The following is a 24,401-nucleotide window of genomic DNA, read 5'->3' on the forward strand; positions in this document are numbered from 1 at the left end:
GCCGTCAGTACGCCGGAAGCCTGCGCGCTCCCAGGTCGGGGCGCCTTCCCGGGTCGGCGACACGGACGGAGGCGCTCAACACTGTCACACCACGCGGCGCCACCACCACCGGGTCGAGCTCGACCGCGACCACCTGCGGATGATCGTCCATCAGCAGCGAGACCCGCAGCAGCACCTCCTCCAGCGCGGCGGTGTCCGAGGGCTCGGCCCCCCGCCAGCCGAACAGCAGCGGCGCGGAGCGGATCGCGCGGACCAGTCCTGCCGCCTCCTTGTCCGTGACGGGCACCAGCCGGTGCGCCGTGTCGCCCAGCAGCTCGGAGGGCGGACCGGCCAGCCCGAAGGAGAGCACGGCGCCGATGGCCGGGTCCAGGGTGCCGCGGACCAGGGTGCCCACGCCGCGCGGAGCCATCGCCTGCACGACCGGGCGCAGCTCCTCGGGGGCGCCGAGTCCCTCGATGAGCTCCCGGTAGGCCCGGCGCAGCCCGTTCTCGCCCGCGATGTCCAGCCGCACGCCGCCAAGGTCGGCCCGGTGCCGCAGATGCGGGGCCGTGGTCTTGAGCGCGACCGGGAAGCCGAGGGTGCGGGCCGCCTCGACGGCCGTGTCGGCGTCCGGAGCCGCGAGTGTGGGCTGTACCGGGATGCCGTAGCTGAGCAGCAGGCGGGCCGCTTCCTCGTCGGTCAGGGCCCGGCCGCGGCCCGCAGCGGCCGGCGTCGCGTCGGCCAGCAGCGCGGTCGCCGCGGACTCGTCCACGTCGAGGTCGGGCACCTTGCCGGGGCTGCCGGCCTCCGCGCGCCAGCGCGCGTAGCGCACCGCCTCGGCCAGAGCGCCGGAGGCGCGCTCCGGGGTCGGGTAGGAGGGCAGGCCGCGCTGGGCGAGCGCTTTCTGCAGTCCCTCCATCGCCAGGTGGATGACCGCGACCGGCTTGCGCGGGGCGCCCTCGGCCGCGGCGCCCTCGACGGCCTCCCGCAGCGCGTCGGCGAGGGCCTCGACATGCCCGCCGGGCGGCATGCGGGGCTCGGCCGCTCCGGCGCTGTCCGGCAGCTCCGTCGGCACGGTGGGGACCACGGTGACCAGCACGGCGTCCGCGGCCGGGTCGACGAGCGCCGTACGCAGCGCCCGGCCGAACGCGCCGGGCCCCGCCGAACCGGGCAGTGCCACGACCGGACGCGGCTGCAGCCCGTCGGTGAGGCAGGCGTCGTAGGCCAGCAGGCTCATCGCGTCGGTGTTGCCGAGGATGCCGACCCGCGGGCCCGCCGGGGGCGGCTGCTCGATCAGGAGCACCCCGGTGTCCAGCAGCTCGGTGAAGGTGTCGACCATCAGGACGCCCGCCTGGCGCAGCAGCGTGCGGACCGTGGCGTCCGGGGTGCGCGCCGCGGGCGCCGCGTGGCCGGGCGGTGGCGTGCTGCCGCGCTGCCGCGCGCCCTTGACGACGACGACCGGCTTGCGGGCTGCGGTGCGCCGGGCGAGCCGGGTGAATTTGCGCGGGTTGCCGATGGATTCCAGGTACATCAGAACGACGTCGGTGGCCTCGTCCTCGTCCCAGTGCTGCAGGAGGTCGTTCCCGGAGACATCGGCGCGGTTGCCCGCCGAGACGAAGGAGGAGGGTCCGATGCCCCGCCGGTCCAGACCGTCGAGCAGCGCGATGCCGATGGCCCCGGACTGGGTGAAGACGCCGATTCCGCCGCGCTCGGGCATCCGCAGCGCCGGGGTGGCGTTCAGCCGCACGTCCTCACCGGTGTTGATCAGTCCGAGGGCTCCGGGGCCGATCAGTCGCATGCCGTAGGAACGGGCGAGCCGGACCAGCTCGCGCTGCTCGTCCCGGCCGACCCCCTCGGAGAGGACGGCCAGCCCCTGCACGTCCGCCTCGCCGCACTCCGTGACCGCCCGGTGGAGCTGGTCCGCGGGGACGGCCAGCACGGCCAGGTCGACGTGCTCGGGGACGTCCCGCACCGAGCGGTGGGCCGAGACCCCGGCCGGTGGCACGGCTTCCCGCGGGTCCAGCGCGTGGTTGACGGCGTGCAGGCGCCCGGCGAAACCGCCGGCGCGCAGGCTGTCGAGCACCGCGCGCCCGGCGCCGCCGGGACTGCGGCTGACCCCGACGACGGCGACGGAGCCGGGGGCCAGGAGGCGCGCGACGGAGCGGGCCTCGGCGCGCTGCTCGCGGGCCCGCATGACGGCCAGCGAGCGCTCGGTGGGTTCCAGGTCGAGGGTGAGGCGGACCGCCCCGTCCTCGAAGCTGCGCTTCTGGAAGTAGCCGGCGTCCGTGAACACCTTGATCATCTTGGTGTTGGCCGGCAGCACCTCGGCGGCGAAGCGGCGGATGCCGCGCTCCCGGGCCACGGCACCGATATGTTCGAGGAGAGCCGAGGCCACTCCTCTGCCCTGCTGGTCGTCGCGGACCAGGAAGGCGACCTCGGCCTCGTCGGCGGGCTCGCTCGCGGGGCGGCCGAGGTCATCGATGCGGTCATAGCGCACGGTCGCGATGAACTCACCGCCGATGGTCGCCGCGAGGCCGACGCGGTCGACGTAGTCGTGGTGCGTGAAGCGGCGCACGTCGCGGTCGGACAGCCGTGGGTAGGGCGCGAAGAAGCGGTAGTACTTGGACTCGTCCGACACCTGCTCGTAGAAGCTGACCAGGCGCTCCGCGTCGTCCGGGGCGATCGGCCGCACCCGGGCCGTACCGCCGTCGCGCAGCACGATGTCCGCTTCCCAGTGGGCCGGGTAGGCGCGCTCCTCGGGACTCGGCATGAGGCCAGCGTACGGCGGAGGGAGGGCGCGTGCTCAGGGGTGTCCGGAGGCGTCGTATCGTCGGCGGCCGGAGCACCGTCTCCCGGGGACGCCGTCGCGGTTCACGGAGGACTCGGGCGACCGTGCAAGACTGGTCTAGACAACCTCGTACGACTCGAAGGGCAACACCATGGTTGAGCGCCGCGTCACCGTCGGCTGGGCCGAGGGGCTGCACGCCCGCCCCGCCTCCATCTTCGTCCGCGCCGCGTCGGCGACCGGAGTGCCGGTCACCGTCCGGAAGGCCGAGGGCACTCCCGTCAACGCGGCCTCGATGCTCGGCGTACTCGGCCTCGGCGCCGAGGGCGGCGAGGAGATCGTCCTGGCCTCCGAGGCGGACGGCGCGGAGGCGGCTCTGGACAGGCTGGCCAAGCTGGTCGCGGACGGGCTGGAGGAGCTTCCGGAGACGGTCTGAGCAGCTGGCCGGCCCCGGCCCCCCGCGGCCGCCGAAGCGGGCGGCACCGCAGGCCGCATGCGGCAAGCCCCCGGTCCGGTCACCGGGGGCTTGCCGCATGCGGTGCTGAGAGGGACTTCGGCCTCAGACCTTCACACCGTGCTTGCGCAGGTAGGCGACCGGGTCGATGTCCGAACCATAGTCGGGACCGGTGCGGGCCTCGAAGTGCAGATGGGGGCCGGAGGAGTTGCCGGTCGAGCCGGAGAGCCCGATCTGCTGACCCGAGGTGACCTGCTGGCCGACCGAGACGCCGATCGAGTTGAGGTGGCCGTACTGGGTGTACGTGCCGTCCTTGTGCTTGATCACGATGTTGTTGCCGTAGGCACCGCCGTTCCCGGCCTCCACGACCTCACCGGCGGCCACCGAGTGGACCGGGGTGTTCATCCCCGCGTGGAAGTCGATCCCGGTGTGGCTGCCGGACGACCACATGCCGCCGCCCTGCTGGTAACCGGTCGAGACATAGGAGCCCTCGACGGGCAGCACATAGGCGTTGAGCTTCGCACGCTCGGCCTCCCGCGCCGCCTTGCGCTTGGCCTCGCGCTCCTTCTCCGCTTTCTCGGCCGCCGCCTTGCGCCGGGCCTCGTCGGCCTTCCGCTTGGCCTCCGCCTTCGCCTCGGCGGCCGCCTCCTTGGCCTCGGACTCGGCCTTGGCCTGCTCGGCCCGGAGGGCCTGCGCGGACGCCTGCTCGTCCAGCGTCTTCGAGATCGGGCCGCCGACGGCCTCGCTCACCTCGGCGTTCTGCTGGAGCGGCGCGGTGTTCTGCCCGCCGCTCGCGGCGAAGGCGGGGGAGGCGATGGACCCGACGACGCCCACGGTGGCGAGGCCGGCTATACCGGCCGCCCCGCCCGCGGTCCTGCGGGCCTTGCTCGGACGCCTGTGCTTGCCGGTGGCACGGGTGAACGCCATAGGGAGGCGTACTCCTTTCCTTCCTTCTCGCCTACCGGGTTAGCTGACGGGTTCGGAGCAGGAAGGTCTCCTACGGACCGCCTCTTGCGAGGCCGTCCGATTCACCCCAATGGGACGTGGGTCCCCGGTCCCCCTCGGCCGCTGCCTCGGGGATTCGGCGATCGCGGTCCGTCGGCCGCGGGTGCGGTCACTTCTGACGGACAGCGGCAACGACGCTAATCGGGGCCAACTCCGAGCGGCAAACGAATCCCTGGCTTTGTCACGTACGCCACACTCCAACTCACCAGCAACCGCAACGAAAGCGGACATCACAAAGGGCCCGGAAGGAGCAATTCCTCCTCCCGGGCCCCACTTCCGCCCCCCGACCGACGCCCGTCGGCCGGGCTCAGCCGCCGGTGACCACCTTGACTTCGCCGATGCCCAACTCCCGGACCGGATCGGCGATCTGGGAAGCGTCACCGACGAGCACCGTCACCAGCCGGTCGGCCGGCAGCGCGCTGACGGCCGCCGCCGTGGCCTCCACCGTGCCTGTCTCGGCCAGTTGGGCGTAGAGCCGGCCCTGGTAGTCGTCGGGCAGGTGCTCCTCGACCTGATCGGCCAGCGTCTCCGCGACGGCCTGGGCCGTCTCGTAGCGCAGCGGAGCGACCCCCACCAGGTTCCGCACGGCCACGTCCCGCTCCTCGTCGGTCAGCCCCTCCGCTGCCAGCGTCCGCAGCACCTGCCACAGATCGGCCAGCGCGGGACCGGTCACGTCCGTGGCCACCGAGCCGCTGATGGCCAGCAGCGCGGCCCCGCTGCCGTCCTCAGCCGAACGCAGCACATGCCCGAACGCGCGGACCCCGTAGGTGTAGCCCTTCTCCTCGCGCAGCACCCGGTCCAGCCGCGAGGTGAGGGTGCCGCCCAGGCAGTAGACGCCCAGCAGCTGCGCGGGCCACACCCGGTCGTGCCGGTCCGCCCCGACCCGTCCGATCAGCAACTGCGTCTGCACCGCACCGGGCCGGTCCACGATGACGACCCGGCCGGTGTCGTCCGCGGTGATCGGCGGCATCGCACGCGAGTCGACCACAGCGCCCGTCCAGCCGCCCAGCGTCTCGGCGAGCGCCGCCTCGACGCCGCCGTCGCGGAGCCCGTCCAGATCGCCGACCACCACGGCGGTCGCCGTCGCGGGCCGCACATGGGCCTCGTAGAAGGCCCGTACCGCGGCCGCGTCGATGCGCCGCACCGTCTCCTCGGTGCCCTGCCGGGGCCGCGACATCCGCGACTCGGCCGGGAACAGCTCGCGGGAGAGCTCCTTGGCCGCGCGGCGGGCGGGGTTGGCCAGCTCGTGCGGGATCTCGTCCAGCCTGTTGGCCACCAGCCGTTCGATCTCGCTGTCGGGGAACGCCGGGGCACGCAGCGCGTCCGCGAGCAGCCCCAGCGCCTTGCGCAGCCGCGAGACGGGCACCTCGAGCGACACCCGCACACCGGCGTGGTCGGCGTTCGCGTCGAGCGTGGCACCGCAGCGCTCCAGCTCGGCGGCGAACTCCTCCGCCGTGTGCTTGTCCGTGCCCTCGCTCAGTGCCCGGGCCATGATGGTGGCGACGCCGTCCAGCCCCTCCGGCTCGGCGTCCAGCGGCGCACGCAGATCCACCTCGACGGCCACGACCTCCTGGCCGGGCCGGTGGCAGCTCAGCACCGTCAACCCGTTGGAGAGCGTGCCGCGCTCGGGGGTGGGGAAAGCCCACGGCTTGGGAGCACCCCCGGCCGGCCGGGGGTGGAACTCCATGCTCTCGCCTGCCGCCTCCGCGATGCCCGCGGGGCTCGTGCTCGCCGGTGTCTCGCTCACTGCCCGGTCTCCTCGTCGTCGTTCGCCAGCGGTTCGTACACGAGCACGGCACGGTTGTCCGCGCGCAGCCGCTCCGCCGCCACCTGCCGCACCTCCTCGCGGGTCACTTCCAGTACCCGCCGCACCGCGGTGAGCGCGAGCTGAGGGTCACCGAAGAGCACCGCGTACCGGCACAGTTCGTCGGCCCGGCCGCCGACCGTGCCGAGCCGGTCCAGCCACTCGCGCTCCAGCTGGGCCTGGGCCCGCTCCATCTCCTCCTCGCTGGGCCCCTCCTCGGCGAACCGGCGCAGCTCCTCGTCGACCGCCGCCTGGATGTCGGCGGTCTCCGCACCGCTGGAGGCTTTGATGTCCAGCCAGCCCAGCGAGGGCGCGCCCGCCAGCCGCAGCAGGCCGAAGCCGGCCGCCACCGCGGTGCGGTCGTGCCGCACCAGCCGGGTGTAGAGCCGGGAGGACTCACCTCCGCCGAGCGCGGTCAGCGCCAGGTCGGCGGCGTCCGCCTCCCGGGTGCCGTCGTGCGGCAGACGGTAGCCGTTCATCAGCGCGCGGGAGGGCACGTCCTCCTCGACGACCTCCCGCTGCTCCTCCCCGACCGGGTCCGGGAGCGCGCCGTCCCGCGGCGGACGCTTGCCGTCGTGGCCGGGGATGGAGCCGAAGTACTTCTCGATCCAGGCCAGCGTCGTGTCCGGGTCGATGTCGCCGACCACCGAGAGGACGGCGTTGTTGGGCGCGTAGTAGGTGCGGAAGAACTCCCGCGCGTCCTCCAGGGAGGCCGCGTCCAGATCGGCCATGGAGCCGATCGGGGTGTGGTGGTAGGGGTGGCCCTCGGGGTAGACCATGGCCGTCATGCGCTCGAACGCGGTGCCGTAGGGCACGTTGTCGTAGCGCTGGCGGCGCTCGTTCTTGACCACGTCCCTCTGGTTCTCCATGGACTCCTCGTCCAGCGCGGCCAGCAGCGAACCCATCCGGTCCGCCTCCAGCCACAGGGCGAGCTCCAGCTCGTGTGCGGGCATCGTCTCGAAGTAGTTGGTGCGCTCGAAGCTGGTCGTGCCGTTGAGCGAGCCGCCCGCACCCTGCACCAGCTCGAAGTGCCCGTTGCCCTCGACCTGCGCCGAGCCCTGGAACATCAGGTGCTCGAAGAGGTGGGCCAGGCCGGTGCGGCCCTCGGCCTCGTGGCGGGAACCGACGTCGTACCAGAGGCAGACAGCGGCGACGGGGGTCAGATGATCCTCGGAGAGCACCACCCGCAGGCCGTTGGCCAGCCGGTGCTCCGTCGCTGTCAGCCCACCGGTGGCCGGCGGGGGCGTGGCCGTGTGACCCATGGGCGTGGAGTCCCTTCGCTCGCGGGGGTCCCGGCCCGACGCCGGGAACTGCCGCCGCGCGCGTCTCACGCGACCGGCGGCCCTGTCACTGTATGCAACCACGCCGACAAGGTGCGAAGTTCCCGTACGGTCTACCGAGCGACCGCCCTGTCAGTGCGGCGGTCCACAATGGTCGACCGGGGCCCGTACGGTCGGCCGACCGCAGGTCCCGTAACCCGTCACAGCCGACAGCACAAGAGCGACAGCACGAAGCCGAAGGAGCCGCAGCCGCGATGGCCCGCCGCAGTAAAAGCCGTACACCGGCACCGGAGCCGGGAGAGGACTTCGAGGAGCGCATCGTCGACATCGACGTCGTCGACGAGATGCAGGGCTCCTACCTGGAGTATGCGTATTCGGTCATCTACTCGCGCGCGCTCCCCGACGCCCGCGACGGGATGAAGCCCGTGCAGCGCCGGATCCTGTACCAGATGCACGAGATGGGGCTGCGCCCCGACAGGTCGTACGTGAAGTGCGCGCGCGTGGTGGGCGAGGTGATGGGAAAGCTCCACCCGCACGGCGACTCCCCCATCTACGACGCGCTCGTGCGCATGGCGCAGGACTTCTCGATGCGCCTGCCGCTGGTGGACGGGCACGGGAACTTCGGGTCGCTGGGCAACGACGACCCGCCGGCGGCGATGCGGTACACCGAGTGCCGTTCCGCGCCGGCCGCCGGACTGATGGTCGAGTCGATCGACGAGGAGACGGTCGACTTCGGCGCCAACTACGACGGCAGCGAGGAAGAGCCCGTCACGCTGCCGGCCGCCTACCCCAACCTGCTGGTCAACGGCTCCTCGGGGATCGCGGTCGGGATGGCGACGAACATGCCCCCGCACAACCTGGGCGAGGTCATCGCGGCGGCCCGGCATCTGATCAAGCATCCGGGTGCGGACCTGGAGACCCTGATGGGTTTCATCCCCGGTCCCGACCTGCCGACCGGCGGCAAGATCGTCGGCCGGGAGGGCATCAAGGACGCGTACGTCTCCGGCCGCGGCACCTTCAAGATCCGCGCGACGGTGTCGATCGAGCAGGTCACCGCCCGGCGCAAGGGCATCGTGGTCACCGAACTGCCGTTCGCCGTGGGTCCCGAGAAGGTCATCTCCAAGATCAAGGACCTGGTCAACGCGAAGAAACTCCAGGGCATCGCAGACGTCAAGGACCTCACCGACCGCGAGCACGGGCTGCGACTGGTCATCGAGGTCAAGAACGGCTTCAACCCCGAGGCCGTCCTCTCCCAGCTCTACAAGCTGACGCCGATGGAGGAGTCCTTCGGCATCAACAACGTCGCGCTGGTGGACGGCCAGCCCCTCACCCTCGGTCTCAAGGAGCTGCTGGAGGTCTACGTCGACCACCGCTTCTCCGTGGTGCGCCGGCGCAGCGAGTTCCGGCGCGGCAAGCGGCGCGACCGGCTGCACCTGGTGGAGGGCCTGCTGGTGGCGCTCGTCGACATCGACGAGGTCATCAGAATCATCCGGTCGAGTGAGAACGCCGCCGAGGCGAAGGCCTCGCTCATCTCCCGGTTCGGCCTCAGCGAGATCCAGACCCAGTACATCCTGGACACTCCGCTGCGCCGACTGACCAAGTTCGACCGGATCGAGCTGGAGGACGAGCGGGATCGACTCAAGGGCGAGATCGAGCAGTTGACCCGCATCCTGGAGTCGGACGCGGAGCTGCGCAAGCTCGTCTCCTCGGAGCTCTCCGGCATCGCGAAGAAGTACAGCACGCCGCGCCGCACCGAGCTGCTGGACTCCGCCGAGGCTCCCGTCGTCTCCGTGCCGCTGGAGGTCGCCGACGACCCCTGCCGGGTGCTGCTCTCCTCCACCGGCCTGCTCGCCCGCACGGCCAACGGCGGAGCCGAGTTCGGCCAGGCCCCCAAGCGCGTCAAGCACGACGTGATCGTCTCCGCCGTGCCCGCCACCACCCGCGGCGAGGTCGGCGCCGTGACCTCGGCCGGCCGCCTGTTGCGGCTGCAGGTGGTCGACCTGCCCCAACTCCCGGAGACGACCACCTCGCCCAACCTGGCAGGCGGGGCGCAGATCTCGGAGTTCCTCACCCTGGAGTCCGACGAGACACTGATCTGCCTGACGACGCTGGACGAGTCCTCACCCGGGCTGGCGATCGGCACCCAACAGGGCATCGTCAAACGCGTCGTTCCCGACTATCCGACCAACCGCGGTGAGCTGGAGGTCATCACCCTCAAGGACGGCGACCGCATCGTCGGAGGCGCCGAGCTGCGCACCGGTGAGGAGGACCTGGTCTTCATCACCGACGACGCCCAGCTGCTGCGCTTCCAGGCCGGCCAGGTGCGCCCGCAGGGCCGCCCCGCGGGCGGGGTCGCGGGCATCAAGCTCGCCCAGGACGTGCAGGTACTCTTCTTCGGCGCAGTCGACCCGGCCTCCGAGGCGGCGGTGTTCACTGCGGCCGGTGCGGAGGGCACCCTCGACGACTCGCTGAGCACGGCGAAGCTCACCCTGTTCGACCAGTACCCGCGCAAGGGGCGCGCGACGGGTGGCGTGCGCTGCCAGCGCTTCCTCAAGGGCGAGGACCGGCTGCGGCTGGCCTGGGCCGGCACCACACCCGCCCTGGCGGCGACCAAGAGCGGCGCCCCCGCCGAACTGCCCGAACCCGATCCCCGCAGGGACGGGTCGGGGCTGCCGCTGAAGAAGCCGGTCGCGGCGGTGGCCGGACCCGTGTAGCAGAGCGTCCGCGGTACGGCTTCGGGAGCACGGCGCCCGGGTCCGGCTGTGGGTACCGGGGCCCGGGCCAAGGCGCGTGGCGCAGCCACCGGCGCCATCGGCCCTGGCACCGGGCCCGGGCTCTTCGGCGCGCCTCCGGGGGCGGGTCGGCCGGTCCGCCCTTGCCGTCCGCCGCCTGCCGTCCTCGTCCGCACCACGCGCCGGTCCGGCCAGGTGGCCGGTACCTCAAGGGCCGTACGCGGCGGACTCCGGAACGGCGTCGGGCTCGTCGTACGGGTCGGGCTCGTCGTACGGGTCGGGCTCGTCGTGCCCGCGGTCGTCCTCCGGAGCGCGGTCGACGAAGCGGAGCACCCCCCACAGGGCCTGCTCGTCCGAGGCGTCGGGGCCGGCGGTGCAGGCGTGGAGGCCGCGGCGCAGCGCCGCGCCGTCCACACCGGCGCCGATCAGCACCAGCTCCGTCCCGCGTTGCCCGGACGGGGATCTGCGCTGCGGTGCGAAGCGGAGGAAGCCGCCCACAGCATGCATCTCGTAGCGGTGGTCGGGGTCCGCCGCACCGAAATCCACATAGCCCTTGATCCGGTACAGACCGGGGGGCCTGGTGTCCAGGAACTCCAGGAAACGGCGCGGATCCAGCGCCCGCTCCGAGGTGAACTCCACCGACTCGTAGTGGTCGTGCAGATGGCCCTCGTGGCTGCCGCCGGCCCCGCACGGGTTCCCGGCAGTGGGACGCCCGTGCCCGCCATCGGAGTGCCCCTCCTCGACGTGCTCGCCGTCCGAGTACCCGTCGTCCTCATCGGTGCCGTACAACAGCGAGTCGAACGAGAGCTGTTCGACAGGCGGCCGCTCACGCCGCACCCGGTCGAACAGCAGCGCCGGATCGACGCGGCCGAAGGAAGCGGGCATGATGGGCGTGCCGGGACTGATGTGGCGCAATCGGGTACGGAGAGCTTCCCGGTGGTCGTCGGTCACCCGGTCGGCCTTGTTGAGGACGAGCAGGTCCGCCGCACCGGCGTGGCGCTCCAGTTCGGGGTGGCGGGCCCGGACCGAGTCGAACTCCGCCGCATCGACGACCTCCACAAGACCGCCGTAGACGATGTGCGGGCTCGAGCTGGCCAGCACCATCCGGATCAGCGTCTCCGGTTCGGCCACTCCGCTGGCCTCGATCACGATGACGTCCATCCCGGCCGCGGGCCGCGCGAGCACGTCGAGGACCTCGTCCATGTCGCTGGTGTCCACCGCGCAGCACAGGCAGCCGTCCCCGAGGGACACCATCGCGTCCACCTGGCCCGAGACCGCCATGGCGTCGATCTCGATGCTTCCGAAATCGTTGACGATCGCGCCGATGCGGGTGCCCCTGGCGGTGCGCAGCAGATGGTTCAGCAGCGTGGTCTTCCCGGAGCCGAGGAATCCGGCCAGCACGACGACCGGGATCCGGCCGCCCACCGCGCCCCGCCGCGGCCCGGTCTCCGTAACGCGCACGCCTGACGAACCTCCTGCCTCCCGCCGCTACCGGCGGCTTCGCGGCTCCCTTCCGCCGGCCGCGGAACGCGTGCCGATCGTACCGAAGAGGACTCGAGCGTGCTCCGCGCAGGGCGCTGCCCGGCCCTCCGTCCCGAGCGCGGGCGGGAGGACGTCGCAGCAGCGCGTCGGAGAGGGCGCGAGCGCGCTCCGTACGAGCACGCGGGAGCGCGCCCGCGCACCCCACTGCACCTCAGGTTAGGCTCGCCTGCGTGAGCACGTGTGCGACTGCCTCCCGGAACCTGCCCGAGCCGCTCGCCGGCACGGCGGCGACAGCCCGCACCTGGTTGCTGATCGAGCAGCCGGGCCCCTGGGGCAGGAAGGCGCTGACCCAGAGCCGGCTGGACCCGGATCTCGGGCAAGCGCTCGACGCGGCGGCGGGCGCGCACGGTGGCCGGGTCGCCCTGATCCGCCGTCCCGGACGGCATGCCGAGACCACCACCACCGCGCAGCACCGGGTGTTCCTCGCCCGCACGGCCCCGGGCGACTCATGGATCCGTACGACAACGCTCCGGGGCGACGGCATGGCGGCGCTGCGCGAACTGGACTTCGCGGCGCTGGACGCCGCTTTCCCGGACGCACGATCCGCGCGGTGGAACACCGCACTTCCGGGCCCCGGCTGGGAGCCGTACGAGGGCGATCCCCTCGCCCTCGTGTGCACCAACGGCAGGCGCGACCGCTGCTGTGCCGTGCTCGGCAGGCCGCTGGCGGCCGAACTGGTGGCGTCCGGGGGAGCGGACGTCTGGGAGATCACCCATATCGGCGGCCACCGGTTCGCACCGACCCTGCTGGTGCTGCCCTACGGCTACGCGTACGGGCGGCTCACCGCGACGGCGGTGAAGGGCGTGCTGGACGCTGTCCGGGACGGTCTCGTGCTGACGGACGGCTGCCGTGGCCGGTCGGCCTGGGACCGTCCGGGGCAGACGGCGGACCTGGCGGTACGTGAGCGCACCGGCGAAGCGGCCGCCCATGCGCTGACGGTCTCCGCGGTGCGCCGGGAACCCGCCCGGCCCGGCCGCGAGGAGCGGTGCTGGCAAGTGACCGTCACGCACATCGACGGGCGCCATTGGAACGTGACCCTGAGCGAGCACGCCGAGGGTCCACCGCTTCCGGCGAGCTGCGGCGCCGCACCGGCCGCACCGGTGCGCATGGACGTGGTCCGGTTCGAGGAACTGCCGGCCCCGCACACCGCCTGAAGGCGTCGGCCGGAACGGCGCGGACGGACGAGAACCGGACGTGGCCGTCCGGGAGACCCGGATACCGGGCGGCCGGTGTGGAGAGTCTTCGAGGGGAGGGGCTCCGTACGGAGGCGAACCCGTCCCCCGCCAGGACGGATCCGGTCGGAAGTGTCACGAAGGCGGCCGGTCGGGAGCGTCCGCTCCGGTGCGGCCATCGGCACGGGTCGGTACCGTCCGGGGCGTCCTCCGTCCGGGGGATCCGCAGCCCGTCCCCGCCCGCCATGAGGTTGCCCCGTGACCCACACCGGCACGTCCCCGCTCCGCAGCACCTCCGCCCCAGGGCCGTCCGGCCCCCGCCCACCGGGGCGTCCGCGCCCGCTGCGCGCGCCCGGCTGGCCCCGACGCGTCTCGTCCCAGGTGCTGCTCGTGCAACTGGCGGTGCTCACTGGAGTGACGGCCGTGGCGACCGGGCTGTTCCTGGCACCGTTCAGCGACCAGCTCGACGACCAGGCGTCACGCCGCGCACTGGCCATCGCCCAGGCGACGGCGGCGGAGCCGGGGCTGGACGAACTGTTGTCCGACACCGCGGGCCCGCGGCCGAACGGCCCGGTCCAGCGCCTCGCCGAGCGCGTCCGGCAGGCCACCGGTGCCAGCTACATCGTCGTACTCGACACCCGGGGTATCCGCTGGTCGCACCCGGAGCCGGACCGCATCGGCCACCAGGTCTCCACCGATCCGGGCCCCACGCTGGCCGGCCGGGAGGTGCACCACATCGACGAGGGCACGCTGGGCAGATCCGCCCGGGGCAAAGTGCCGCTGCGGAACGCGGACGGAAAGGTCGTCGGAGCCGTCTCGGTCGGCATCGCCTACGACAGCGTGCGCGACCGCTTCACCCGCGCCCTGCCCGGTCTGCTCGCCTACGCGGGCGGCGCGCTGGGGGTGGGCGCCCTCGCCGCGCTGCTCGTCTTCCGCAGGCTGCAGAAACGCACCCACGACGTCGCGTTCTCCGACATCACGGCGCTGCTGGCCGAGCGGGAAGCCGTCCTGCACGGCATCCGGGAGGGGGTGGTCGCACTGGACGCTGCCGGACGGCTGCGGCTGGTCAACGACGAGGCCCAGCGACTGCTCGACCTGGGCCGGCAGCACCTGGGAATGACCCCACACGAGGCGCTGGGCCCCGGCCGCACGACCAGGGTGCTGGCCGGGGAGGTGCCGGGACCGGATCTGCTGACCGTCAGCGGCGGCCGGGTGCTGGTCGCCAACCGGATGCCCACCGACGACGGAGGCGCCGTCGCCACCCTGCGCGACCGGACCGAGTTGGAACTCCTCGGCCGGGAGCTGGACGGCTCGCAGGGACTGATCGACGCGCTGCGCGCTCAGGACCACGAACACGCCAACCGGATGCACATCCTGCTCGGACTGCTGCAACTGGGTCTGGTCGAGGAGGCGGTGGAGTATCTGAGCGACGCCGTCGGGGTGCACCGGGCGACGGCCGAGGAGATCTCCGAGCACATCCGCGACCCGATGCTGGCCGCGCTGCTCGTCGGCAAGGCCACAGTGGCCGCGGAGCGCTCGCTGTCCCTGCGCATCACCCCGGGCACCCTGCTGCCCGACCGGCTGGTGGACCCGCCGGAGCTGGCCACGGTCCTGGGCAACCTGGTCGACAACGCCCTGGACGCGGCCGCCGGCTCATCCGACGGCCGCGTGACGGTGGGGCTGACCCCTGACGAGGGACCACGTGGGACGGGCCTCATGCTGCGGGTGGCCGACAGTGGCCCCGGCATCCCCGCGGAACACCGTGAGGCCGTCTTCACCGAGGGCTGGTCCACCAAGAAGCCGCCCGCGCACGGACGCCGGGGGCTCGGCCTCGCACTCGTCCGACGGCTCGCCGAGCGGCACGGCGGCAGCGCGCGAGTGGGCGAGAGCCCGGACGGCGGTGCCGAGTTCACCGTCGTCCTTCCGGAGGCCCTGCATCCGCGGGTGACCGCGGCCGACCGCGGGCCCCACCCGGGAGAGCCGTCCGCCCGGTGAGGGGCCACGCTCGGAGCGGGGCCGCACCCGGGCGCGGAGAGGGGGATCACACGGCGCCCGCCCCCGTGAGCGAGCGCACCTCGGACTCGGCATACCGCGCCGGGTCCGCGTCGTCGCGGGAGAGCAGGGTGCCCAGCCATCCTGCGAGGAAACCCAGCGGGATGGAGACGAGGCCGGGGTTCTCCAACGGGAAGCACGCGAAGTCCCAGCCCGGGAACAGGGCCTGCGGGCCGCCCGAGACGACCGGCGAGAACACCACCAGGACCACCGCGGGCAGCAGCCCGCCGTAGACCGACCAGACGGCACCGCGCGTGGTGAACCGCCGCCAGAAGAGGGCGTACAGCAGGACAGGCAGATTGGCCGAGGCCGCGACGGCGAAGGCGAGCCCGACCAGGAACGCCACGTTCAGCTCCTGCGCGAGCAGGCTCAGCCCGATGGCGACGCCCCCGACGATCACCGCGGCGACGCGCGCGACGAAGACCTCGTCCGCACGCCTGGTGCCGCCGCGCTGCCGCTGCCGGCCGCCGCCGCGCTGCCACCCGGAGCGCGGGCTCACCGCGGGGTCGCCCCGCTCGGCGGCGGAACCGCGCCCGGTGAACGACGCGTACAGGTCGTGGGCCGCAGCGGCCGAGGCGGCCAGGGTGACCCCCGCGACCACGGCCAGAATCGTGGCGAACGCGACGGCGGCCACCAGGGCCGTCAGTGCGGCTCCCCCGGTGGAGTCCGCCCCGCCGCCCAGCTCGGCCGAGAGCAGCGGTACGGCCGTGTTGCCCGCGGGGCTCGACCGGCGTACGGCATCCGAGCCCACGAGTGCGGCCGCACCGGTGCCGAGGACGATCGTCATCAGATAGAAGCTCCCGATGAGCCCGATCGCCCACACCACCGACCGGCGGGCCGCACGCGCGGTCGGCACGGTGTAGAAGCGGGCCAGGATGTGCGGAAGTCCGGCCGTGCCCAGCACGAGCGCCAGGCCGAGGCTGACGAAGTCGAGCCGCGAGGCCCACCCGGCTCCGCCGTAGCGCAGCCCGGGGGCGAGGAAGTCCGCACCGTGGCCGCTGCGTCCGGCCGCGCTGGTCAGCAGCTGGGCCAAGTCACCGCCGAAGCGCAGCAGCACCAGGATGCTGAGCGCGAGCGCACCGCCCATCAGCAGCACTGCCTTGACGATCTGGATCCAGGTCGTCGCCCGCATTCCACCGCAGATGACGTAGAACACCATGAGCGCGCCCACGCCCAGCACCGTCCAGGTGTGCGGGGCCGCTCCGTGGCCGCCCAGCAGGAGCGCCACCAGGCTGCCGGCACCCACCATCTGCGCCACCAGGTACAGCACCGAGACCACCATCGAGGAGCACCCCAGCGCAATCCGCACGGGCCGTTCGCGCATCCGTACGGCGACCACGTCGGCGAGGGTGAAGCGCCCGCAGTTGCGCACCAGTTCGGCGACGAGCAGCAGCACGAGCAGCCACGCCGCCAGGAAGCCGACGGAGTACAGCATCCCGTCGTAGCCGTAGAGCGCGATCAGTCCGGCTATTCCGAGGAAGGAGGCGGCGGACATGTAGTCACCTGCGAGGGCGAAACCATTCTCCAGGGGAGTGAAGAGCCGGCCTCCGGCGTAGAACTCCTCCGCCGAGCCGTGCCGCCTGCTCCCGACCCAGCTCGTGATGGCCAGGGTTGCGGCCACGACGGCGCTGAACAGCAGCAGTGTCAGGGTCTGATGAGAGCCGCTCATCTCACGGCCTCCCCGATCGTCCCGGACGCGGCGCGGCCCGGTCCGGTCGCCGCGACCGCGCTGCGGGCCATGTCCTGGGTCTCCCAGCGCAGTTCGAGCGCGAGCCGGTCCCTGCGCAGCCGGGCGTGGCGGGCGTAGAGCCAGGTCAGCAGGAAGGTGGTGGCGAACTGCGCGAGGCCGGCGAGCATCCCCACGTTCAGCACACCGGCCACCGGTCTCGCCATCAGACCGGGCGCGTAGACCGCGAGCACCACATAGCCGAGGTACCAGAGCAGGAACGCCGCGCTGACGGGCAGCGCGAAGCGCCGGTAGCGGCGGCGTACCTGCTGGAAGGCGGCGCTGCGCTGGACGGTGGGATAGACGCCGGACACGGCGGACGGCACCGGCTCGCGCCGGGGAGGCGGTGGACCGTTCCGCCGGGACGGGGTGCCGACCGGAGTGCAGTGGACCTCGGCGCCGCCCGTGGCCAGGGCGTCGTACCAGGGATCGTCGATGCGCATGCCCCAGAATGCGCCGATCCTGAAGATCACCTTCAGCGCAATCCCACCCCTTCACTCCTTCAGGTGAAACCTGATTCTGGAGTGCAGGGGTGGGGCCCCGCAGACCGGTGTGCTGCCGGTGCCGACCGGTGTGCTGCCGGTCAGACGTCGATGCGGGAACGGTCCAAGGTGGAGGCGGAAGAACTGATGAACTCCCGGCGCGGGGCCACCTCGCTGCCCATCAGCAGGGAGAACGCCTCTTCGGCGGCTTCCAGGTCACTGATGTTGATGCGCCGCAGGGTGCGGTGGCGCGGGTCCATGGTGGTCTCCGCGAGCTGATCGGCGTCCATCTCGCCCAGGCCCTTGTAGCGCTGGATGGACTCCTTGTAGCGGACCTTCCTGCTCTCCAGCTCCAGCAGCGTCTGGCGCAGCTCGTTGTCCGAATAGGTGTACAGGTACTTGTCCTGCCCCTTCTTCGGGTTGATCAACTCGATGCGGTGCAGGGGCGGCACCGCGGAGAAGACCCTGCCCTCCTCGACCATCGGCCGCATGTAGCGCTGGAAGAGGGTCAGCAGCAGGCAGCGGATATGGGCGCCGTCCACATCCGCGTCGGCCAGGAAGATGACCTTGCCGTACCTGGCCTGGTCGATGTCGAAGGTCCGTCCGGACCCGGCTCCTATCACCTGGATGATCGAGGAGCACTCGGCGTTCTTGAGCATGTCCGAGACCGACGACTTCTGCACGTTGAGAATCTTGCCCCGGATGGGCAGCAGCGCCTGGAACTCGGAGTTGCGCGCCACCTTGGCCGTACCCAGCGCCGAGTCGCCCTCGACGATGAACAACTCGGTGCGGTCGATGTCGTCCGCACGGCAGTCGGCCAGCTTGGCCGGCAGCGCGGAGGACTCCAGCGCGGTCTTCCTGCGCTGCGCCTCCTTGTGCTGCCGCGCGGCGACCCGGGTACGGGCCGCGGCGGCGATCTTCTCCAGCACCGCCCGGGCCTGCGCCTTGGCGTCCCGCTTCGAGGAGGTCAGGAACGCCTTCAACTCCTTGGCCACGACTTGCGTGACGATCCGCGAGGCGGCCGAGGTACCCAGCACCTCCTTGGTCTGCCCCTCGAACTGGGGCTCCGCCAGCCGAACCGTCACCACGGCGGTCAGCCCCTCCAACGCGTCGTCCTTGACGACGTCGTCGTCGGCGACCTTCAGCAACCGGTGCGTACGCAACGCCTCGTTGACCGTCTTGGTCACCGAGCGCTCGAACCCGGAGACGTGGGTGCCGCCCTTGGGGGTGGCGATGATGTTGACGAACGACTTGAGCGTCGTGTCGTACCCCGTCCCCCAGCGCAACGCGATGTCGACGCCCAGCTCACGCTGCACTTCGGTGGGGATCATGTGCCCGCGGTCGTCCAGCACCGGCACGGTCTCCTTGAACGTGCCCTTCCCCTGGAGTCGCAGACCGTCGCAGACCGCCCGGTCGGGCGCGAGGTACTCGCAGAACTCACTGATGCCGCCATCGTAGTGGAACGTCTCCTCCGCGACGCCTTCGTCCTCCAGGCGGCGCTCGTCCCGCACCACGATCGTCAGTCCGGGCACCAGGAAGGCCGTCTGCCGGGCCCGCGCGTGCAGCGTCTCCAGCGACAGCTTGGCGTCCTTGAGGAAGATCTGCCGGTCCCCCCAGTAGCGCACCCGGGTTCCCGTGCGGTTCTTGGGAACCTTCTTGCCCTTGAGCAGCCCGCTCGAGGGGTCGAACGGCGCGTCGGGCCCGGACTCGGTGAAGATGCCGGGCACACCGCGGCGGAAGCTGATGCTGTGGGTCCTGCCATGGAGGTCGACCTCGACGTCCAGCCGGGAGGAGAGCGCGTTGACGACCGAGGCTCCCACCCCGTGCAGACCACCGGAGGCAGCATAGGCGCCGCCGCCGAACTTGCCGCCGGCATGCAGCTTGGTCATCACCACCTCGACGCCCGAGAGCCCGGTCTTGGGCTCCACGTCCACCGGGATACCGCGGCCGTTGTCGCTGACCTCGACCGAGCCGTCGTCGTACAGGGTGACCCCGATGCGGTCGCAGTAGCCCCCCAGGGCTTCGTCGACCGAGTTGTCGATGATCTCCCAGAGGCAGTGCATCAGGCCGCGACTGTCGGTCGAGCCGATGTACATACCGGGCCGCTTGCGGACGGCCTCGAGCCCCTCCAGGACGAGCAGATGCCGCGCTGTGTAATTGGAACCGCCCTCGCGGTCTGCCCCGGTCAGCAGTGCGGTGGACGGCACGGACATGTCGGCGGTCACGCGGTTCGCTCCTCGCTGAATTCTGCATGAGACGGCTGGGTTGCCGCGTCAGAGGGTACCGAGGCCCAGGAGGGCACGTGGCGTGCGACCCAGCGGACGGAACAGGAGAACTGCCATGCTATCCCACGTTCGATATCCTGTTCGATAAGAGCTCGGGTGCCGTACACATCACGTTCCCATCGAGGCATGAACCATTTAGGCTCCGGGCACGTCCTCCACAACGCCGGGTTGAACGGCTCGGAGTCGGAGGACGACACAACGCCACGAAACTGACCTGCCAGCGCCACTGGCAGAGCCGGCCACCACCCACCGTCACAGACCTAACGACAGACCGAACACATCGACGGACCACCGACGGAAAGCCCCCAACCCCTGCAATACGGCCCATTCGCCGCCACCCGGCAACAATCCGGCCTCCCGGCCAAAAAAGTTCGGGAATGAAGGCCAGTGCGGGAACGTTTTCGGCCTGGTTGGATGTTGACCCTGGTACGACAGCTCGTCGAGCTAGAGAAGAGGCGACGTGACTACAGTTCTGACCCCCGCGACTCCGCTGACGGCAGCCGACCGCTGTGACCGGTGCAACGCTCAGGCCTACCTGCGCGTTGTCCTCGTGAGCGGCGGAGAGCTGCTGTTCTGCGCCCACCATGGCCGCAAGTTCGAGCCGGAGCTCAAGAAGATCGCCGCGGAGATACAGGACGAGACGGAGAAGCTCACCGCGACTCCCGCCACCGCAGGCGAAGACGAACGCTGACCTGCTGACCGACGCTTCGCGTCCACGTCCGTAACAACGCTTCGCGTCCACGTCCGACGAGCTTCCCCGGCGCAGGCCGGATCCGGCGGACGGTCCTCCCGACCCGGGAGGACCGTCCGCCCTCGTCATTTCCGGCCCTCCGGGCGTCCGCCCACCGGTACGCGCCGCCTGTCGGCGTCGCGTGACCTCTGTTCGGACCCCTCCGGTCAACGACACACCGTGGCACTTTCACCCGGAAGGGTGACGAGAGCACTGTCGGCCGATCGCGCCATGCGTCGCGAGCCTCGCACCCCGTCACCCCACCCCCTGCCAGGGACCGCCCCCGCAGCGCACACCGGCGCAGAGCGCGCTTCGCGGCCCCTTCAGCTCCCAGCTGGAGCCGGGGCGCCGTTGTGGTCCGCGATGACGGATTCGACTGCGGAGACCCGCGTATAGACGCCCGGACGCCCTGCCTGACCGCAGCCGATCCCCCACGAGACGAGCCCCACGAGCTTGCCCCGAGCGACCAGCGGGCCCCCACTGTCCCCCTGGCAGGCGTCCTTGCCGCCCTGCTTCAATCCGGCACACATCATGGTCGCCGGGTCGTAGGTCCCCTCCACGGAACCGGGATAGGCCCGTCGGCAGTCCGCGTCCGGGAGCACCTTCACCCGTGCGGCGTGCAGCGTGGTCGCGTAGTCCGCACGGCCGGTGGTGTCGCCCCAGCCGTAGACCGAGGCCGGGGTGCCGGCCCGGTAGCCGGGATCACCTTCCTGGGCCAACGGGAGGACGGACTCCTTCGACACGGAGGACGCCAGGCGCAGCACCGCGATGTCGCCCCTGTTGGACGTCGGGTCGTAGTCCGGGTTGACCTTCGAGGACTCGACCGCGATCTCCTTGCCCGCCGTGGCGGTCAGATCCCCGCGTCCCGTGATCACGCGCAGGTCGTCGACCTGGGAGGAATCGGCCCCCAGCACCTCGCGGCTGAGGCAGTGCGCCGCCGTGACCGCCGTGCGCGGCCCGACCAGCGCTCCCCCGCAGAACTGCCCCGAGCGCCGCGGCCCGAAGCGGGCCCGGCTGGAGAGCGCCACCACCCAGGGGTGGGCCTCGGCGCTCACCGGGGAGCCTCCGATGACGACCTTGCCGGGGCTCGTGTCGTGGGCGGGGGACTGCGCCACGGACTGCGGGGCCATCGCAGCGAGCAGCGTCACTATGAGCACCGCCCCCACGGCGAGAGGACGACTCCCGGGGCGACCCGGGACGTGGCGGGCTCCTGTTCGCTTACAGCGCATCGATCGCATGAGACCGGCCTCCTGACGGAAAGGAACTGTCTGGCTACCCAGGGTGTTCCGGGTCCACGCGAGTCGCATCCCGGGAGGCTCGGGACGAGCGCTGGATGTACACCAGATGAGCGGAGGCCGGACCCGCCTCTGCGGATACCGGGTCGGCTGGAGGCGCCGTCGTCGGCTGCGCGCTGCCCGGCCGACGCTGCGGAGCGGCGGGCCGGTGCGGCGGACGCCGTCCACCGGGGCGGCGCCGTGACCGCAGCACCGAGGCCGGTGAACCTCGGTTCGGGTTCACCGGCCTCATGTTCCGCTTGTCCGGTCCTACCGCCTCGACCGGATCTCCGTGCCTCCGGACTTCCGGCAACCGGGGGGGTCCCCGACGCGAACCGCCCGAAGGCGCCCCGGTCGGCGGCCGCGGTCGGTCCACAGCAGTCCGTCGAGCCGGCAGGCCGTCAGTCCAGGTAGTCGCGCAGGACCTGGGACCTGGAGGGGTGACGCAGCTTGGACATGGTCTTCGACTCGATCTGCCGGATACGCTCACGCGTGACGCCGTAGACCTTGCCGATCTCGTCGAGCGTCTTGGGCTGGCCGTCGGTCAGACCGAAACGCATCGAGACGACGCCCGCCTCACGCTCGCTGAGCGTGTCGAGCACGGAGTGCAGCTGCTCCTGCAGAAGCGTGAAGCTGACCGCGTCCGCCGGGACGACCGCCTCGGAGTCCTCGATCAGATCGCCGAACTCGCTGTCCCCGTCCTCGCCCAGCGGGGTGTGCAGGGAGATCGGCTCCCGGCCGTACTTCTGGACCTCGACGACCTTCTCGGGCGTCATGTCCAGTTCCTTGGCCAGCTCTTCCGGGGTGGGCTCGCGGCCCAGGTCCTGGAGCATCTGGCGCTGGACGCGGGCGAGCTTGTTGATGACCTCGACCATGTGCACCGGGATGCGGATGGTGCGGGCCTGATCGGCCATGGCGCGGGTGATGGCCTGGCGGATCCACCACGTCGCGTACGTCGAGAACTTGTAGCCCTTCGTGTAGTCGAACTTCTCGACCGCACGGATCAGACCCAGGTTGCCCTCCTGGATCAGGTCCAGGAACAGCATTCCGCGGCCCGTGTAGCGCTTGGCCAGCGAGACCACCAGACGGAGGTTGGCCTCCAGCAGGTGGTTCTTGGCGCGGCGCCCGTCCTCGGCGATGATCTCCAGTTCCCGCTGGAGCTTGGGGGCCAGCTTCTCCTCGACGGCCAGCTTGTCCTCCGCGAAGAGACCGGCCTCGATCCGCTTGGCGAGTTCGACCTCCTGCTCCGCGTTGAGGAGCGGCACCTTGCCGATCTGCTTGAGGTAGTCCTTGACCGGGTCGGCCGTGGCGCCCGCGGCGGCAACCTGCTGGGCCGGCGCGTCGTCCTCGTCATCGTCGGAGATGACGAAGCCCTCGTTCTCGTTCTTGATCTCGGCGGCAGGACCGTCCTCGGGGCCCGGCTTGCCCGCGGGCTTGGGAGCGATGTCCTCCACCAGCTCCTCGTCGCCCTCCAGGAGTTCGTCGACGACGTCGGACTTCTTGGCTGCGGTCTTCTTGGGCGCGGCCGTCTTCTTGGCTGCGGTCTTCTTCGCCACGGTCTTCCTGGCGGCAGCCTTCTTCGCGGGCTTCGGCGCGACGTCCTCCCCGGCGACCCCCTGATCCGGCGCGGCAGCCGCGACAGGAGCCGAGGCAGCAGCCGGGGCGGCAGGAGCCGCGCTCGGAGTTGCCTTCTTGGCCGGAGCGGGCTTGGCAGCGACCGTCTTGGTGGCGGTGCGCTTGGGCTGGGTCTTCGCTGCGACGCTCTTGCGGGTGCGCTTGGGCGCCTCGGCTGCGCTCACCATCAGCGTCACACCCTCCTCGTCGAGGATCTGATTGAGGCTGCGCAGGACGTTCTTCCACTGGGTTGGCGGAATCTGGTCAGCCTCGAAGGCCCGGCGCACGTCGTCGCCGGCAATCTGCCCCTCAGCCTTCCCTCGCTCGATGAGCGCCATGACGGACTCGGATTCGGCGATCTCCGCGGGGAGAGTACGGGATGTGCTGGCCGACACGAACAACCTCTCGGAACGATGGAAACGGCGGACCGCCGGCGGGGATGAACCGACGGCGCGGGCGGAGCAGTGGAGAAATATCGGGCACGAACAAGAGCCCCGGACGGAGCGCCCGTATTCCCTCCTCCGCTGTCACCTCTTGAGTCATCGCAGGGGAACGGGAAGCGTTACGCCCGATTCACGTGGCCCGAGTCACACCGCATACACCCCATCCGTGTGAATATCAGGATGAAAAGGTTACCCGAGGCGCCGCCGCATGCCGCTTAGGACCATGCGGATGCAGCTCCGGGCACGGAAACGGGCCGCGGACGGCGAGCAGACAGGCAACGGGACGGCAGGACACGACCCCCGACGGACCCACGGACACAGAGAACGTCATGAAACCGTCACTCGAGCCACTCCAGATCTCCGAATGCGGGCTCGCGGGCGTCCGGTCGACGCCAGCTCCAACGCCCGGCACCGCGCCCCGAAAGCCACCGAAGGGCCGGTGGACCTCGCGCCCGGCCCTCGTCGCCGCCCGACGAAGCCGAATCGGAGCGGGCCGGGCCGGACGAGAGGGGCCCGACCAGCTGAATCGGACCGGTCGGCCGGGAATCGGGGCGGAATGCGCCGCGAAGTGCGCATACCTTCCCCCACGGAACGACGGACTGCGAGTTCAGTCGCCCCGCCGGACCCCGGCACGCGGTCGACGGGACCGGCGACCGGCCGAGCGGGCACGGACCCGGCCGGACGGAACACCCCGACCGGGTCCACGGGGTCGCCCCGGAACGCCAGGCTCCGGATCGGCACCCGGACGGACCTGCACGAAGACGCATCGCTCCGACGCCAGGCGGGCAGTCGGCCCCGACGGCGTTCCACGCGGCTGCGGGTGCCGCGGCCGGGACCGCTGCCGGGCGGAGGAGTGCCGTACATCCGGAGCCGCAGGAGGAACGAGCCGGAGCCGACGGGACACCCACGTGGTTGATCCAGCGGACCGTGTCGGGTCGCGGGGCCGGATGCACGGAGCCAGGAACGAACAGCCTCCCGTGGCGGGTGCGACCGGATCGGACTCGTCGGGTCGGCGGACGGGGATCAGCGGCCTCGTCCGTGC

The 24,401-nt window shown here is 71.7% G+C and carries 15 protein-coding genes and 1 riboswitch; of the genes, 5 read left to right on the top strand and 10 right to left on the bottom strand.

All coding sequences use genetic code 11. The annotated features are described in order from the left end of the window. Nucleotides 1-4 precede the first annotated feature (4 nt). The gene (locus P2424_RS22050) at nucleotides 5-2,749 is read right to left on the bottom strand and encodes a bifunctional GNAT family N-acetyltransferase/acetate--CoA ligase family protein (protein WP_276477484.1); all 2,745 of its coding nucleotides are present in this window, start codon (nucleotides 2,747-2,749) and stop codon (nucleotides 5-7) included. Nucleotides 2,750-2,918: 169 nt separating this feature from the next. Here P2424_RS22050 and P2424_RS22055 point away from each other — a divergent pair, with 169 nt between their 5' ends. Continuing rightward, the gene (locus tag P2424_RS22055; protein WP_276477485.1) at nucleotides 2,919-3,200 is read left to right on the top strand and encodes an HPr family phosphocarrier protein; all 282 of its coding nucleotides are present in this window, start codon (nucleotides 2,919-2,921) and stop codon (nucleotides 3,198-3,200) included. Nucleotides 3,201-3,323: 123 nt separating this feature from the next. On the opposite strand, the gene P2424_RS22060 is transcribed toward P2424_RS22055, so the two are convergent. The 3 genes from P2424_RS22060 to P2424_RS22070 form a co-directional block, all read right to left on the bottom strand. After that, nucleotides 3,324-4,145 (bottom strand): M23 family metallopeptidase, encoded by an 822-nt coding sequence (locus P2424_RS22060; protein ID WP_276477486.1) that lies wholly within the window; start codon nucleotides 4,143-4,145, stop codon nucleotides 3,324-3,326. A gap of 14 nt (nucleotides 4,146-4,159) precedes the next feature. Then, a riboswitch (cyclic di-AMP (ydaO/yuaA leader) is annotated at nucleotides 4,160-4,315 on the bottom strand. 215 nt (nucleotides 4,316-4,530) lie between these two features. Continuing rightward, nucleotides 4,531-5,910 (bottom strand): pitrilysin family protein, encoded by a 1,380-nt coding sequence (locus P2424_RS22065; RefSeq protein WP_276479072.1) that lies wholly within the window; start codon nucleotides 5,908-5,910, stop codon nucleotides 4,531-4,533. Nucleotides 5,911-5,966: 56 nt separating this feature from the next. Further along, nucleotides 5,967-7,289, bottom strand: a complete 1,323-nt coding sequence (locus P2424_RS22070; RefSeq protein ID WP_276477487.1) for a pitrilysin family protein — start codon at nucleotides 7,287-7,289, stop codon at nucleotides 5,967-5,969. A 272-nt stretch (nucleotides 7,290-7,561) separates the two neighbouring features. Between P2424_RS22070 and P2424_RS22075 the strand changes: the two genes are divergently transcribed. Then, nucleotides 7,562-10,021 carry a DNA topoisomerase IV subunit A gene (locus tag P2424_RS22075; RefSeq protein WP_276477488.1) on the top strand — a complete coding sequence of 820 codons (2,460 nt, stop codon included), beginning with the start codon at nucleotides 7,562-7,564 and terminating at the stop codon, nucleotides 10,019-10,021. Between the two features lie 225 nt (nucleotides 10,022-10,246). On the opposite strand, the gene P2424_RS22080 is transcribed toward P2424_RS22075, so the two are convergent. Next, a complete protein-coding gene (locus P2424_RS22080; protein ID WP_276477489.1) occupies nucleotides 10,247-11,500 on the bottom strand; it encodes a GTP-binding protein in 1,254 nt (417 codons plus the stop codon). Between the two features lie 251 nt (nucleotides 11,501-11,751). Here P2424_RS22080 and P2424_RS22085 point away from each other — a divergent pair, with 251 nt between their 5' ends. Next, a complete protein-coding gene (locus P2424_RS22085; RefSeq protein WP_276477490.1) occupies nucleotides 11,752-12,735 on the top strand; it encodes a sucrase ferredoxin in 984 nt (327 codons plus the stop codon). Between the two features lie 360 nt (nucleotides 12,736-13,095). Then, entirely contained in the window at nucleotides 13,096-14,748 is a 1,653-nt protein-coding gene (locus tag P2424_RS22090) for a sensor histidine kinase (RefSeq protein ID WP_276479073.1), read from the top strand. 46 nt (nucleotides 14,749-14,794) lie between these two features. Here the strand turns inward: P2424_RS22090 and P2424_RS22095 are convergent, their stop codons facing one another. The 3 genes from P2424_RS22095 to P2424_RS22105 form a co-directional block, all read right to left on the bottom strand. Then, the gene (locus P2424_RS22095) at nucleotides 14,795-16,474 is read right to left on the bottom strand and encodes a cation acetate symporter (RefSeq protein ID WP_276477491.1); all 1,680 of its coding nucleotides are present in this window, start codon (nucleotides 16,472-16,474) and stop codon (nucleotides 14,795-14,797) included. Next, entirely contained in the window at nucleotides 16,471-16,974 is a 504-nt protein-coding gene (locus P2424_RS22100) for a DUF485 domain-containing protein (RefSeq protein ID WP_276477492.1), read from the bottom strand. The genes P2424_RS22095 and P2424_RS22100 overlap by 4 nt, the downstream gene beginning before the upstream one ends. 140 nt (nucleotides 16,975-17,114) lie before the next feature. Continuing rightward, nucleotides 17,115-19,238, bottom strand: a complete 2,124-nt coding sequence (locus tag P2424_RS22105; RefSeq protein WP_276477493.1) for a DNA topoisomerase IV subunit B — start codon at nucleotides 19,236-19,238, stop codon at nucleotides 17,115-17,117. A gap of 520 nt (nucleotides 19,239-19,758) precedes the next feature. Between P2424_RS22105 and P2424_RS22110 the strand changes: the two genes are divergently transcribed. Further along, nucleotides 19,759-19,989 (top strand): hypothetical protein, encoded by a 231-nt coding sequence (locus P2424_RS22110; RefSeq protein WP_075003361.1) that lies wholly within the window; start codon nucleotides 19,759-19,761, stop codon nucleotides 19,987-19,989. Between the two features lie 362 nt (nucleotides 19,990-20,351). On the opposite strand, the gene P2424_RS22115 is transcribed toward P2424_RS22110, so the two are convergent. Both P2424_RS22115 and P2424_RS22120 read right to left on the bottom strand, forming a co-directional pair. After that, nucleotides 20,352-21,158, bottom strand: a complete 807-nt coding sequence (locus P2424_RS22115) for a serine protease (protein WP_276479074.1) — start codon at nucleotides 21,156-21,158, stop codon at nucleotides 20,352-20,354. 545 nt (nucleotides 21,159-21,703) lie between these two features. After that, nucleotides 21,704-23,311 carry an RNA polymerase sigma factor gene (locus P2424_RS22120; RefSeq protein WP_276477494.1) on the bottom strand — a complete coding sequence of 536 codons (1,608 nt, stop codon included), beginning with the start codon at nucleotides 23,309-23,311 and terminating at the stop codon, nucleotides 21,704-21,706. Nucleotides 23,312-24,401: the final 1,090 nt, after the last annotated feature.

This window comes from Streptomyces sp. WMMB303, from assembly GCF_029351045.1.
Taxonomy (GTDB): domain Bacteria; phylum Actinomycetota; class Actinomycetes; order Streptomycetales; family Streptomycetaceae; genus Streptomyces.

Bases quoted from the DNA above. Each gene is read 5' to 3' on its own strand.
- P2424_RS22050 (WP_276477484.1), bottom strand. From the start codon at position 2,749: ATGCCGAGTCCCGAGGAGCGCGCCTACCCGGCCCACTGGGAAGCGGAC.
- P2424_RS22055 (WP_276477485.1), top strand. From the start codon at position 2,919: ATGGTTGAGCGCCGCGTCACCGTCGGCTGGGCCGAGGGGCTGCACGCC.
- P2424_RS22060 (WP_276477486.1), bottom strand. From the start codon at position 4,145: ATGGCGTTCACCCGTGCCACCGGCAAGCACAGGCGTCCGAGCAAGGCC.
- P2424_RS22065 (WP_276479072.1), bottom strand. From the start codon at position 5,910: ATGGAGTTCCACCCCCGGCCGGCCGGGGGTGCTCCCAAGCCGTGGGCT.
- P2424_RS22070 (WP_276477487.1), bottom strand. From the start codon at position 7,289: ATGGGTCACACGGCCACGCCCCCGCCGGCCACCGGTGGGCTGACAGCG.
- P2424_RS22075 (WP_276477488.1), top strand. From the start codon at position 7,562: ATGGCCCGCCGCAGTAAAAGCCGTACACCGGCACCGGAGCCGGGAGAG.
- P2424_RS22095 (WP_276477491.1), bottom strand. From the start codon at position 16,474: ATGAGCGGCTCTCATCAGACCCTGACACTGCTGCTGTTCAGCGCCGTC.
- P2424_RS22100 (WP_276477492.1), bottom strand. From the start codon at position 16,974: ATGCGCATCGACGATCCCTGGTACGACGCCCTGGCCACGGGCGGCGCC.
- P2424_RS22115 (WP_276479074.1), bottom strand. From the start codon at position 21,158: ATGGCCCCGCAGTCCGTGGCGCAGTCCCCCGCCCACGACACGAGCCCC.